Here is a 12,647-nt window from a genome sequence, read left to right on the forward strand (position 1 = left end):
CTCCCGCACCCGCCACCACCCGGGAACCGACGCCCGCGCCGGTCGCCGAACGCAACGTGCAGGCGCTGTCTCAGCGATGGGCGGCGCCGACGGCGCAGGCGCAGCGGGTTCGGCGCTTGCCGGCTTGGGGAAGGCGGCGGCCAGTTCCTCGATGCTGTAGCGCTGCGTGCGGCTCTCGCCGGCGTTGTCCTGGGGCTTGTTGCGGCGGAATAGGCTGACCATGGATGACGCGTGGACCGGAAACGAAGAATGCTACCACTTGCGACCTGAGCGGCCGGTGCAGCGGGGGTGGGCCGGGATGGTTGGCGGGGTGGGCTTCGGGCGTCGCGACTGCGTGTGTCGCGCCAGGCGCGGTTCCTGGCCCTTTGCGGGATCAGCCGCGACAGGCGGGTGCCCACTGAAGCACAGTCGCAGGGTGCAGTTGCGGAATTGCCATGGTTTTTCGACGCAATGGCTCCGCCGCACCCTCACCCCAACCCCTCTCCCGGAGGGAGAGGGGCTTGTCACTGTGGGCGCGGGTGTTCCTGGGGAGTCGAAACTGCTCCTGTGACAGCCTCAACAGCGTCGCGATCCCAACGCCCGCATTCAGCCAAAAAACCAATCCCGATTCCCCATTCCCCATTCCCAGCTCTTCACAGCTTGCCCTTCATCGACCGGTAGTCGCGCGGGGTCATGCCGACGGTGGCCTTGAACTGGCGGGCGAAGGCGCTCTGGTCGGCGAAGCCGCACAACTGGCCGATGCTGGCGATGCTGTCGTCGCCGTGCAGCAGGCGCATCGCCGCTTCGATGCGCATCTTGGTCAGCAGTTGCTGCGGGGTCAGCTGGAACACGCGGCGGAAGTGCCGCTCCAGTTGCGCCACCGACAGCTCGGCCAGGTCGGCCAGGGTCTGCACGCGCAGGTTGTCGCCGTAGTGCGCCTGCATGTGTTCCATGGCGCGGCTGATGCGCTCGTAGGCGGAATGGCGGCTGTCCGGCTGGCCCAGGTCGCGGGAGATGCCGACCACGCCGATCACCTCCTCGCCCTCGCACAGCGGGCGCTTGAAGGTCAGGCACCAGCCGGGGGTGCGGTTCGGGAACAAGTGCACTTCCAGCTGGTTCTCGATCACCTCGCCGCACAGCACGCGCCGGTCCTGCATCAGGTAGCTGCCGCCCAGCGGCAGCGGGAACACGTCCGCGGCCGACTTGCCGATCAGGTCGGCGCGGTACTTCTTGCCCAGCCGCCGCACCAGGGTCAGGTTGACGTGGGTGTAGCGGCCGTCGCGGTCCTTCACGAAGAACACCACGTCCGGCAGGGCGTCGAACAGCGTCTGCAGTTCCAGTGCCGAAATCAGAGTGTCCATGGCGTTCACCTGCGGAAGTGGGCGGCGGTGCGGGCGCGCCGCCGCGCGTCCCCCGAATGCCGATGCTAGCCTAAGTCGGCGCCCTGGGGCGTCGCCGGGTTGTGCGAACTTCCGCATTGGCGACAGGCAAACGCTGCTAGCCGGCGGCGGTGCCGAATGTGAGCATGGCTCCATGCATACACTCGATGTCATCGACTCGCACAGCGCCGGCGAACCGACCCGTGTCGTCGTCTCCGGCTTCCCCGATCTGGGAACCGGTTCCCTGGCCGAGCGCCGGGAGCTGTTCCGCTCGCGCTTCGACGCCTGGCGCAGCGCCATCGCCTGCGAGCCGCGCGGCTCGGACACCATGGTCGGCGCGCTGCTGCTGCCGCCGGTGGCCGCCGATGCCTGCGCGGCGGTGATCTTCTTCAACAACGTCGGCTACCTGGGCATGTGCGGCCACGGCACCATCGGCCTGGTGCGCACGCTGGCCGAGCTGGGCCGGCTGAGTGCGGGCACGCACCGCATCGAGACGCCGGTGGGCACGGTCGGCGTGGAACTGCACGCCGACGGCCGCGTCTCGGTCGACAACGTCGAGAGCTACCGCCATGCCACCGGCGTCGAAGTGCAGGTGCCCGAGTACGGGCGCGTGCGCGGCGACGTCGCCTGGGGCGGCAACTGGTTCTTCATCACCGAACAGACGCCGTGCGCGCTGGACCTGCGCCACCAGCGCGCGCTGACCGCCTACACCGAGGCGGTGCGGCTGGCACTGGAGGCGGCCGGCATCCGCGGCGCCGACGGTGGCGAGATCGACCACATCGAGATCAACGGGCCGGCGCCGGACGCCAGCGCCGATGCGCGCAACTTCGTGCTGTGCCCGGGTCTGGCCTACGACCGCTCGCCCTGCGGCACCGGCACCAGCGCCAAGCTGGCGTGCCTGGCCGCCGACGGCAAGCTGGCGCCGGGCCAGGTGTGGCGGCAGCAGGGCATCCTCGGCAGCGTGTTCGAGGGCAGCTACACGGCCGGTGCGCGCGGGGTACTGCCGCGCATCACCGGGCAGGCCTACATCACTGCGCGCGCGCAGTTGTCGATCGATCCGCAGGATCCGTTCGCCTGGGGCATCGGCGCCGCATGAGCGGTTTCGACCTGATCGTCGTCGGCGCCGGCATCGTCGGCGCGGCCTGCGCCGATGCGGCGGCGGCCGCCGGCCTGCGCGTGGCGATCGTCGAGTCGGGCAGCATCGGCGGCGGTTCCACCGCCGCAGCGATGGGGCATTTGGTGGCGATGGACGACGATCCGGCGGAACTGGCGCTGTCGGCGTACTCGCTGCGTTTGTGGGAAGAATTCGCGCCGCTGCCGGAGGCCGAGTTCAGCCGTTGCGGCACGCTGTGGGTGGCGCGCGAGGCGCGCGAACTGGAGGCGATTCCGGCCAAGATCCAGCGCCTGGCCGCGGCCGGCGTGCACGCCGAAGCGCTCGATGCGCAGCGCTTGTACCAACTGGAGCCGGCGCTGGTGCCGGGCCTGGCCGGCGGCATGCGCGTGGCCGCCGAGGCGGTGGTGTATCCGCCGCGGATGGCGCGCTACCTGGTCGAGCGTGCCTGCGCCGCCGGTGCGCAGCTGTACGCCGGGCGTCGCGCCACTGCGCTGGCCGATGCCGGCGTGCGTCTGGACGACGGCAGCGCGCTGCATGGCCCGGTGCTGGTCGCCACCGGCTGCGCCGTGCCGGAGCTGTTGCCGGAACTGCCGATGCGCGCGCGCAAAGGGCAACTGGTGATCACCGACCGCTATCCGGGCTTCGTCGCCCATCAATTGCTGGAACTGGGCTACGCCGACAGCGCGCACGGCAGCGACGGCAGCAGCGTGGCGTTCAACGTGCAGCCGCGGCCGACCGGGCAACTCCTGATCGGCTCCTCGCGCGAATTCGATGCGACCGACCGCGCGGTGTCGATGCCGATGCTGCAGCGGATGCTGGAGCGCGCCTTCGCGTTCCTGCCGGGCCTGCGGCAACTGCAGGCGATCCGGGTGTGGACCGGCCTGCGTCCGGCCACGCCGGACGGGCGCCCGTACCTGGGCGCGGTGCCGGAGCGGCGCGACGTGTGGGTCGCAGCCGGCCACGAGGGCCTGGGCGTGACGACGGCGCTGGGCAGTGCGCGCCTGCTGCTGGACCAGTTGCTGCAGCGGCCCACGGCCATCGACGCGGCGCCGTACGCGCCGGCGCGGGCGCTGGCATGAGTGCGCGCATGTTGCGCCTGCAGGTCGACGGCCGCGACGTCGAAGTGCCTGATGGCAGCAGCGTGGCCGCGGCGGTGGCGCAGGTGGCCACGCATTTCCGCCGCTCGCGCAGCGGCCAGCCGCGCGCGCCGCTGTGCGGCATGGGCGTGTGCGCCGAGTGCCGGGTGCGCATCGACCGCGTCGGCCAGTTGCGCGCCTGCATCACCCCGGCGCGCGACGGCATGCAGGTGTGGACCGATGGCTGAGCCGCGCACCCACTTCGAGGTCTTGGTGATCGGCGCCGGGCCGGCCGGGCTGGCGGCGGCGCTGGCGGCGGCCGGGCATGGCCGCCGCGTCGGCCTGGTCGATCTGCAGGCGCGTGCCGGCGGGCAGATCTGGCGCCACGACGTGGCCCAGGCGCCGCCGCGCCTGGCCGCGCGCACCCTGGCGCAGCTTCTGGCCAGTGCGGTGACCTTCCTGCCGCAGACCCAGGTATTGCTGGCGCAGGACCGGCAACTGCTCACCGATGGCCCCGATGGCCCGCGCTGGCTGGGCTACGACGCGCTGGTGCTGGCCACCGGCGCGCGCGAGTTGCTGTTGCCGTTCCCGGGCTGGACCCTGCCCGGGGTGACCGGCGCCGGCGGCGCCCAGGCGCTGGCCAAGCAGGGCTGGCCGCTGCGCGGACGGCGCGTGCTGGTCGCCGGCAGTGGGCCGCTGCTGCTGGCCTCGGCGGCGACGCTGCATCGCCACGGCGCGCAGGTGCTGGGCATCGTCGAACAGGCGCCGTGGCGCGCGCTGGCCGCGTTCGCCGCGCAGTTGCCGCTGCGCTGGCCGGACAAGGCGCTGCAGGCGCTGGCGCTGCGCACGCAGCTGGCCGGGGTCGGCTACCACGCCGGCAGCGTGGTGCTGGCCGCGCATGGCGAGGGCCGCGTGCAGGAGGTGGAACTCGACGGCCCGCGCGGCCGCCGCCGTCTCGCCTGCGATCAACTGGCGGTGGGCTACGGCCTGGTGCCGAACGTGGAACTGGCGCAACTGCTGGGTTGTCGCCTGGGCCGCAGCGGCGCGCATCCGTGCGTGGCGGTGGATGCGCAACTGCGCACCAGCGTCGACGGCGTCTATGCCGCCGGTGAGGCGCTGGGCATCGGCGGGCGCGATTGCGCGCGGGTGGAAGGCGCCATCGCCGGCCACCTGGCCGCCGGCCAGGACGCAACTGCGCAGGCGCTGCAGCAGCAGCGGCGGCGCGCGCGCGCCTTCGCTGAACTGCTGCAGCGCCAGTTCGCGCTGGACCCGCGCATCCATGCGCTGGCCGCGCCGGATACGCTGGTGTGCCGCTGCGAAGACGTGCCGCTGTCCGCGCTGCAGGGCCATGCCGACCTGCGCGACGCCAAGCTGGCCTCGCGCTGTGGCATGGGCGCCTGCCAGGGCCGCATCTGCGGCAGTGCGCTGACCGAACTTGGCCTGGCCGCGCGCGCCGCCGATTTCTCCGACGACGGCCGCCGGCCGCCGCTGTTCCCGGCGCGGCTGGACGCGCTGGCCCATCCCTGTCCGGACCCCGCTCCGGACCCCGCTTGCGCCGCGCCGTCGCGCGCGGCATCCCTTCGCAACTCTCCACAAGGTGTACATCCATGAGCAAGGCTTCCTTCTGGTACGGCGTGCTGCCGGCCATCACCACCCCGTTCAACGCCGACGGCAGCATCGACCACGCGTTCCTGGCCAAGCATGCGCAGCTGATGATCGACGCCGGCTGCACCGCGATCGTGCCGCTGGGCTCGCTGGGCGAGGCGGCCACGCTGAGCTTCGACGACAAGCTGGCGATCCTGAAGACCCTGGTGCAGGCGGTCGACGGCCGCATCCCGGTGGTGCCGGGCATCGCCGCGCTGTCCACCGACGAGGCCGTGCGCCTGGCGCAGGCGGCCAAGCAGGTCGGCTGCGGTGGCCTCATGGTGCTGCCGCCGTACGTGTATTCCACCGACTGGCGCGAAATGGGCGCGCACATGCGCGCGGTGATCGCCGCCACCGACCTGCCGGCGATCCTGTACAACAACCCGATCGCCTACAAGACCGATTTCAGCCCGGCGCAGATCGCCGAGCTGGCCGCCGAGTTCCCGAACCTGCAGGCGGTCAAGGAATCCTCCGGCGACGTGCGCCGCTTCGCCGCGCTGGGCGAACTGCTCGGCGACCGCTTGGTGCTGCTGGTGGGCATGGACGATGCGATCGTCGAAGGCCTGAGCATGGGCGCCAAGGGCTGGATCGCCGGCCTGGTCAACGCCTACCCGAAGGAGTCGGTGAAGCTGTTCGAGCTGGCCCGCGACGGCGGCTACCCGGCGGCCAAGGCGCTATACGACTGGTTCCTGCCGCTGCTGCGCCTGGACACCGTGCCCAAGTTCGTGCAGCTGATCAAGCTGGTGCAGGAGAAGGTCGGCCTGGGCAGCGAGCGCGTGCGCGCGCCGCGGCTGGCGCTGGAAGGCGCCGAGCGCGAGGCCGCGCTGAAGGTCATCGACCACGCCATCGCCACCCACCCTGGGCACTGAGATGAGCACGCAACCGCTGTTGCTGGCCGGCCATTGGCAGGCCTCGCTGGAAGAGCGCGGCAGTTTCCGCGCCGAGGACCCGCGCGACGGGAGCGAGTTCGGCCCGTCGTTCCCGATCAGCGGCGCCGCCGACCTGGAAGCGGCGCTGAGCGCGGCGGCGCTGAGCGCCGATGCGCTGGCCGCGGCCGCGCCGGAACGCATCGCCGGGTTCCTGGATGCGTACGCGGACGCGATCGACGCCGACGTCGAGCGCCTGGTGGCGCTGGCGCATGCCGAAACCGGCCTGCCGGTGGAGCCGCGCCTGGCCAAGGTGGAACTGCCGCGCGCCAGCGGGCAGTTGCGTCAGGCCGCGCAGGCGGCGCGCAGCCACAGCTGGGCGCAGCCGGTGATCGACACCGCGGCCGGCCTGCGTGCGCAGCTGGGGCCGTTGCATAAGCCGGTGCTGGTGTTCGGCCCGAACAATTTCCCGTTCGCGTTCAACGCGGTGGCCGGCAGCGATTTCGCCTCGGCCATCGCCGCGCGCAATCCGGTCATCGCCAAGGCGCATCCCTCGCATCCGGCCACCAGCCAGCGCCTGGCCCAGCTCGCGCACCAGGCGCTGCTGGCGCATGACCTGCCGGCGGCGACGGTGCAGTTGCTCTACCACTTCGACAGCACGCTGGGCCTGGAGCTGGCCGGCGATCCGCGGCTGGGCGCGATCGGCTTCACCGGCAGCCGCGCCGGCGGGCTGGCGCTGAAGGCCGCCGCCGACCGCGCCGGCGTGCCGGCCTATGTCGAACTGTCCAGCGTCAATCCGGTGTTCCTGCTGCCGGGTGTGCTGGCCGAACGCGGTGCGGCGCTGGCGCAGGATTTCTTCGCCTCATGCACCATGGGCAGCGGCCAGTTCTGCACCAACCCGGGTATCGTGGTGGTGCCCGAGGGCGAGGCCGGCGATGCCTTCGTCGCCGCGGCCACCGCGCATTTCGCCGCGGCTGCGCCGGCGCTGCTGTTCTCGCGCGGCGTGCTGGAGCATCTGCAGCGCAGCGTGGGCATGCTGCGCGATGCCGGCGCCACGGTGCTGGCCGGTGGCGAGGCCGATGCCGGCCCCGGCTATCGGCATGCGCCGACCCTGCTGCAAGTGTCGGCCGAGGCCTTCCTGCAGCAGCCCGAGGCGCTGCAGACCGAGGCGTTCGGCCCGGTCAGCCTGATCGTGCGCGGCGGCGGGTTGGGGCAGTTGACCGCCCTGGCGCGCAGCTTCGAGGGCAATCTCACCGGCACGCTCTATCGCGCCGCCGATGGCAGCGACGACTTGGCCTTCGCCGCGCTGGCCGCGGCGCTGCGTCCGCGGGTCGGTCGCCTGATCTGCAACAAGATGCCGACCGGCGTGGCGGTGAGCCCGGCGATGAACCATGGCGGCCCGTATCCGAGCACCGGCCATCCGGGCTTCACTGCCGTCGGCATGCCCGCGGCGATCCGCCGCTTCGCCGCGCTGCACAGCTACGACGGCGTGCCCGACGCACTGCTGCCGCCGTTGCTGCGCGATCGCAATCCCGGCGGCGTGCAGCGCTTGATCGACGGCTGCTGGAGCACCGCCGACGTGGAACCGCGCGCATGAGCGAGCAGGCCCAGATCGGCGGGTTGACCCTGGAGCAGGCGCACGCGCAACTGGCGCCGTGGCCGCACCGCGCGCCGGCGATCCAACAGCAGGAGTACCGGCAGCGTCTGGCCAATGCGCGCGCGCTGATGCGCGCGCACGGCGCCGACGCGTTGCTGATCGGTGCTGGCGCCTCGTTGCGCTACTTCACCGGGGTGCCGTGGGGCGCCAGCGAGCGCCTGGTGGCGATGCTGCTCACCGCCGAGGGCGATCCGCTGCTGATCTGCCCGGCGTTCGAGGAAGGCTCGCTGGACGCGGTGCTGTCGGTGCCGGTGCGCAAGCGCCTGTGGCAGGAACACGAGGATCCGCACGCGTTGGTCGCCGAGGCCTTGCTGGAACTGGACGCGCAGAGCCTGGCGCTGGACCCGGGCGTAGCCTTTGCGGTGCATACCGGGCTGACGGCGGTGCTGGGCCGGATCGCGATCCGCGATGCGGCGGCGATCGTCGACGGCTGCCGCATGCGCAAGTCGCCGGCGGAACTGGCGCTGATGCAGCAGGCCTGCGACATGACCCTGCAGGTGCAGCGGCTGGCCGCCGGGCTGATCCACGAAGGCATCACCACTGCGGAACTGACCCGCTTCATCGACCAGGCGCACCGCGCGCTCGGTGCCGACAACGGCTCGACCTTCTGCATCGTGCAGTTCGGCCATGCCACCGCGTATCCGCACGGCATTCCCGGCGTGCAGGCGCTGCGCCCGGGCGAACTGGTGCTGATCGATACCGGCTGCACCGTGCAGGGCTACCACTCCGACATCACCCGCACCTACATCTTCGGCGAGCCCAGCGAGAAGCAGCGACGCATCTGGCAACTGGAGCACGACGCGCAGGCGGCGGCCTTCGCCGCAGTGCGGCCGGGCGTGGCCTGCGCCGTGGTGGACGAGGCCGCGCGCAAGGTGCTGCAGCGTGCCGGGCTCGGCCCGGACTACCAGTTGCCGGGCCTGCCGCATCGCACCGGCCACGGCTGCGGCATGAGCATCCACGAGGCGCCGTACCTGGTGCGCGGCAATGCGCTGGCGCTGGCGCCGGGCATGTGCTGCAGCAACGAGCCGATGATCGTGGTGCCGGGCGAGTTCGGTGTGCGCCTGGAGGATCATTTCTACGTCACCGAGGACGGCGCGCAGTGGTTCACGCCCCCGTCGCCGGCGATCGACCGGCCGTTCGCCTGATGCGCAGGGCGGCCGCCTGCCACGTTTGCGCGGCGGCCGCCGCGGTGTGTCACGGGCGCGTGCCGCCCTGCGGAGTTCCTCGATGAAGCACATACGTCTGCCCGTCGTCGGCATGCTGGCACTGGCCCTGCTGAGTGCCTGTCAGCCGTCGGCGCCTTCCTCGCCGGCGGCAACGGCGCCGGCCAAGGCAAGCACCTCGCCATCGCAGGCCTTCGCCGCGCTGCTCGACGCGCAGTGGCAGTATCAGCTCGAACACCATCCGGAGTTCGCCAGCATCATCGGCGACAGCCGCTACAACGATCGCTGGAGCGACTATTCGCTCGCCGCGCTGGAGGCCGAACGCCAGGCCACCACTGCGTTCCTGGCGCGCTTCGACGCGATCGACGGCAAGGCGCTGTCGGCGCAGGAGCAGTTGAGCCTGCAGATGATGCAGCGGCAGTTGCGCGACCGGCTGGAGGCGATCGCGCTGAAGAACGACGAGATGCCGCTGGAACCGGTCGGCGGCATCCAGGTGGCGTTGCCGGGCTACGCGCAGGCGTTCCCCTTCGCCAGCGTCAAGGACTACGAGGATTACATCAAGCGCCTGCAGGCGATCCCGGCGCTGCTCGACCAGGTGGTGGCGCTGTCGCGCGCCGGCGCCAGGGACGGGCTGGTGCAGCCGAAGTACCTGCTCGAGCGCATTCCCGCGCAGGTGCGCGAGATCGCCGCGCCGGCCGGTGCAGACAGTCCGTTCGCGCTCCCGCTGCAGCAGTTCCCCGCGGCGGTGCCGGAGGCCGAGCGGCCGCGCCTGCGCGCGGCGATGATCGCGGCGATCGACCAGCAGGTGCGGCCGGCCTATCGCAAGCTGGCCGATTTCGTCGCCAACGAATATGCGCCGCAGGGCCGCACCCACGAAGGCCTGTGGTCGCTGCCCGATGGCGAGCGCCGCTACCGCTTTGCGATCCACACCCAGACCACCACCGAGCAGTCGCCCGAGCAGATCCACCAGACCGGCCTGGCCGAGGTCGCGCGCATCGAGGGCGAGATGGGCGTCATCGCCAAGCAGCTCGGCTATGCCGATCTGGCTGCGCTACGCAAGGCGGTGGCCCATGATCGCAAGTTCTTCGCCACCTCGCCCGAGCAGATCCTGCAGCGCTACCGCGACGACATCGCGCAGATGCAGCCGAAGCTGCCGACGTTGTTCGGTACGCTGCCGAAGACGCCGCTGGAGGTCCGCGCGATGCCCGCGTTCCGCGCCACCGCGCCCGGTGCCGAGTACTGGCAGAGCGATGCGCAGGGCAGCAAGCCCGGGCTGGTGATGGTCAACACCAGCGACTACGCGCACCGCACCCTGGTCAACATCGAGGCCACCGCGTATCACGAGGGCGTGCCCGGCCATCACCTGCAGATCTCGCTGGCGCAGACCCTGCCGCTGCCACCGTTCCGCCAGCAGTCGAGCTACAACGCCTACGTGGAAGGTTGGGCGCTGTACGCCGAGCGGCTGGGCAAGGAAGTGGGCTTCTACCGCGATCCGTACAGCGACTACGGCCGCCTGGCCGGCGAGCTGCTGCGCGCCAACCGGCTGGTGCTGGACACCGGCGTCCACTACAAGCGCTGGACGCGGCAGCAGATGATCGACTTCTTCCACGCGCATCCGTCCGACGACGAGCCCAGCATCCAGGCCGAGACCGATCGCTACATCGTCTGGCCGGGCCAGGCGCTGGGCTACAAGCTCGGCGAACTGGACATCCTGGCGCAGCGCGAGAAGGCCAAGCGCGCGCTGGGCGATCGTTTCGACATCCGCGCCTTTCACGATGCCATCCTCGGCGGCGGCGCGATGCCGCTGGACCTGCTGGACGCGCGCATCGATGCCTGGATCGCCCAGGTTCAGGCCGGCACCCCCGCCACTTCGGAGACTTCGCGATGACCTCCCGTTCCCGACTGCGCACGGCGCTGGCCCTGGCCATCGCGTGCACCCTGGCCTGGCAGGGTGCTGCCGCCGCCGCGCCCGCAAAGATCGCCGCGCCGGCGGCCGCGGCCCCCGCCGGCGATGCCGGCGCGCGCTTCAAGGCGCTGTACCAGCGCGAGTGGAAATGGCGCCAGGAGCAGTTCGCCGGCGCCGACGACGAGGACGCGCAGGGACAGGCCGCCGATCACCTGCCCAAGGTCGATCCGGCCACCCAGGCGCAGCGCACCGCCTACTGGCAGCAGACGCTGCATGATCTGGATGCGATCGACCCGGCGCAGTTGTCGGCGCAGGACCAGGTGAACTACCAGGTTTATCGCCAGCAACTGCAGGTGCTGCTCGACCAGCAGCGGTTCCGCGCCTGGGAAATGCCGTTCAACAGCGACTCCGCGTTCTGGAGCGACCTGGGGTTCACTGCGCGCGCCACCCTGCGCAACCGCGAGGACTACCAGCGTTATCTCGGACAGCTCGCCGACATCCCGCGCTATTTCGACGAGCAGATCGCCAACATGCGCGCCGGCCTGGCGCGCGGTTTCGCCCAGCCCAAAGTGACCCTGCAGGGCCGCGACCAGTCGATCGCCGAGGTCGCGCAGGCGCCTGGCGAGACCAATCTGTTCTACACCCCGTTCAAGCAGATGCCGGCGACGATCCCGGCGCCGCTGCAGGCGCAGTTGCGCGCGCAGGCGCGCACGGCGATCGCCCAACAGGTGGTGCCGGCCTACGCCAAGCTGCTGCGTTTCATGCGCGAGGAATACCTGCCAAAGGCACGCCCGGCGCTGGCCGCCGAATCGCTGCCCGACGGCGCGGCGTACTACCGCGCGCAGATCCGCGAATACACCACGCTCGACCTCAGCCCCGAGCAGATCCACGCGGTGGGGCTGAAGGAAGTGGCGCGGCTGCGCAAGGAGATGGACCAGGCGATCGTCGACAGCGGCTTCAAGACCCCGCCGGGGCAGCAGACCTTCCCGGCGTTCCTGCACTACCTGCGCACCGATCCGAAGTTCTACGCCAAGACCCCGGAAGAGCTGCTCAAGGACGCGGCGTGGATCGCCAAGCGCGTGGACGGCAAGATCGGCGACTACATCGGCCGGCTGCCGCGGCAACGCTTCGCGATCGAGCCGGTGCCGGCGGACCTGGCGCCGTTCTACACCGGCGGCCGCGGTGGCCCGGGTATCTACCTGGTCAACACCTACGACCTGCCGTCGCGGCCGCTGTACAACCTCGCTGCGCTGACCCTGCACGAGTCCTCACCGGGCCATGCGCTGCAGATGCCACTGGCGGCCGAGCAGGACAACCTGCCGGATTTCCGCCGCTACACCTTCATTTCCGCGTATGGCGAGGGCTGGGCGGTGTACTCGGAATACCTGGGGCAGGAGATGGGGATGTACGACACCCCGTACGACCGCTTCGGTTACCTGACCTACCAGATGTGGCGTGCGTGCCGGCTGGTGATCGACACCGGCATCCACCACGACGGCTGGACGCGGGAGCAGGCGCAGGCGTTCCTGCGCGACAACACCGCGCTCAGCGAGCACGAGGTGACCACCGAGGTCGACCGCTACATCGCCTGGCCAGGCCAGGCGCTGTCGTACTACCTGGGTGAGTTGAAGATCCTGGAGCTGCGGCGCAAGGCGGAGCAGGCGCTGGGCGAGAAGTTCGACATCCGCGCGTTCCACGACGCGGTGCTGGAGACGGGCTCGGTGCCGCTGCCGGTGCTGGAGCAGCGCATCGACCGGTTCATTGCCGAGGGTGGGAAGTCGCCTTGGTCGAAGGAGGCGGCGAAGCAATAAGCCCCTCTCCCCCCGGGAGAGGGGTTGGGGTGAGGGTAAGGGGCGCGAAGCG

General features: G+C 71.2%; 10 protein-coding genes and 1 pseudogene. 9 read left to right on the forward strand and 2 right to left on the reverse strand.

Features of this window, described 5'->3' with window-relative positions:
- Positions 1 to 222: pseudogene (locus CEK69_RS21385) on the reverse strand (hypothetical protein); the annotation flags it as partial.
- A gap of 410 nt (positions 223 to 632) precedes the next feature.
- The gene (locus CEK69_RS20750) at positions 633 to 1,340 is read right to left on the reverse strand and encodes an AraC family transcriptional regulator (protein WP_017911046.1); all 708 of its coding nucleotides are present in this window, start codon (positions 1,338 to 1,340) and stop codon (positions 633 to 635) included.
- A gap of 172 nt (positions 1,341 to 1,512) precedes the next feature.
- Between CEK69_RS20750 and CEK69_RS20755 the strand changes: the two genes are divergently transcribed.
- From CEK69_RS20755 to CEK69_RS20795, 9 genes are all read left to right on the forward strand, one after another.
- Positions 1,513 to 2,454, forward strand: a complete 942-nt coding sequence (locus CEK69_RS20755; RefSeq protein WP_152247690.1) for a 4-hydroxyproline epimerase — start codon at positions 1,513 to 1,515, stop codon at positions 2,452 to 2,454.
- On the forward strand, positions 2,451 to 3,551 hold the full coding sequence (locus CEK69_RS20760) for an FAD-dependent oxidoreductase (protein WP_152247692.1): 1,101 nt from the start codon (positions 2,451 to 2,453) through the stop codon (positions 3,549 to 3,551). The genes CEK69_RS20755 and CEK69_RS20760 overlap by 4 nt, the downstream gene beginning before the upstream one ends.
- Positions 3,548 to 3,796 (forward strand): (2Fe-2S)-binding protein, encoded by a 249-nt coding sequence (locus tag CEK69_RS20765; protein ID WP_170268107.1) that lies wholly within the window; start codon positions 3,548 to 3,550, stop codon positions 3,794 to 3,796. Before CEK69_RS20760 ends, CEK69_RS20765 begins: the two co-directional genes overlap by 4 nt.
- A complete protein-coding gene (locus tag CEK69_RS20770; RefSeq protein WP_152247694.1) occupies positions 3,789 to 5,159 on the forward strand; it encodes an FAD/NAD(P)-binding oxidoreductase in 1,371 nt (456 codons plus the stop codon). Before CEK69_RS20765 ends, CEK69_RS20770 begins: the two co-directional genes overlap by 8 nt.
- Positions 5,156 to 6,061, forward strand: a complete 906-nt coding sequence (locus tag CEK69_RS20775) for a dihydrodipicolinate synthase family protein (protein WP_152247696.1) — start codon at positions 5,156 to 5,158, stop codon at positions 6,059 to 6,061. The genes CEK69_RS20770 and CEK69_RS20775 overlap by 4 nt, the downstream gene beginning before the upstream one ends.
- A 1-nt stretch (position 6,062) precedes the next feature.
- Positions 6,063 to 7,655 (forward strand): aldehyde dehydrogenase family protein, encoded by a 1,593-nt coding sequence (locus tag CEK69_RS20780; protein WP_152247698.1) that lies wholly within the window; start codon positions 6,063 to 6,065, stop codon positions 7,653 to 7,655.
- Positions 7,652 to 8,860, forward strand: a complete 1,209-nt coding sequence (locus tag CEK69_RS20785; RefSeq protein WP_152247700.1) for a Xaa-Pro peptidase family protein — start codon at positions 7,652 to 7,654, stop codon at positions 8,858 to 8,860. Before CEK69_RS20780 ends, CEK69_RS20785 begins: the two co-directional genes overlap by 4 nt.
- A gap of 82 nt (positions 8,861 to 8,942) precedes the next feature.
- On the forward strand, positions 8,943 to 10,766 hold the full coding sequence (locus CEK69_RS20790; protein ID WP_152247702.1) for a DUF885 family protein: 1,824 nt from the start codon (positions 8,943 to 8,945) through the stop codon (positions 10,764 to 10,766).
- Entirely contained in the window at positions 10,763 to 12,595 is a 1,833-nt protein-coding gene (locus CEK69_RS20795; protein WP_152247704.1) for a DUF885 family protein, read from the forward strand. Before CEK69_RS20790 ends, CEK69_RS20795 begins: the two co-directional genes overlap by 4 nt.
- The last annotated feature ends 52 nt before the right edge of the window (positions 12,596 to 12,647 follow it).

Origin of the sequence: Xanthomonas sp. LMG 12462 (genome assembly GCF_009192885.1) — a bacterium.
Taxonomy (GTDB): domain Bacteria; phylum Pseudomonadota; class Gammaproteobacteria; order Xanthomonadales; family Xanthomonadaceae; genus Xanthomonas_A; species Xanthomonas_A sontii.

Bases quoted from the DNA above. Each gene is read 5' to 3' on its own strand.
- CEK69_RS20750 (WP_017911046.1), bottom strand. From the start codon at position 1,340: ATGGACACTCTGATTTCGGCACTGGAACTGCAGACGCTGTTCGACGCC.
- CEK69_RS20755 (WP_152247690.1), top strand. From the start codon at position 1,513: ATGCATACACTCGATGTCATCGACTCGCACAGCGCCGGCGAACCGACC.
- CEK69_RS20760 (WP_152247692.1), top strand. From the start codon at position 2,451: ATGAGCGGTTTCGACCTGATCGTCGTCGGCGCCGGCATCGTCGGCGCG.
- CEK69_RS20765 (WP_170268107.1), top strand. From the start codon at position 3,548: ATGAGTGCGCGCATGTTGCGCCTGCAGGTCGACGGCCGCGACGTCGAA.
- CEK69_RS20770 (WP_152247694.1), top strand. From the start codon at position 3,789: ATGGCTGAGCCGCGCACCCACTTCGAGGTCTTGGTGATCGGCGCCGGG.
- CEK69_RS20775 (WP_152247696.1), top strand. From the start codon at position 5,156: ATGAGCAAGGCTTCCTTCTGGTACGGCGTGCTGCCGGCCATCACCACC.
- CEK69_RS20780 (WP_152247698.1), top strand. From the start codon at position 6,063: ATGAGCACGCAACCGCTGTTGCTGGCCGGCCATTGGCAGGCCTCGCTG.
- CEK69_RS20785 (WP_152247700.1), top strand. From the start codon at position 7,652: ATGAGCGAGCAGGCCCAGATCGGCGGGTTGACCCTGGAGCAGGCGCAC.
- CEK69_RS20790 (WP_152247702.1), top strand. From the start codon at position 8,943: ATGAAGCACATACGTCTGCCCGTCGTCGGCATGCTGGCACTGGCCCTG.
- CEK69_RS20795 (WP_152247704.1), top strand. From the start codon at position 10,763: ATGACCTCCCGTTCCCGACTGCGCACGGCGCTGGCCCTGGCCATCGCG.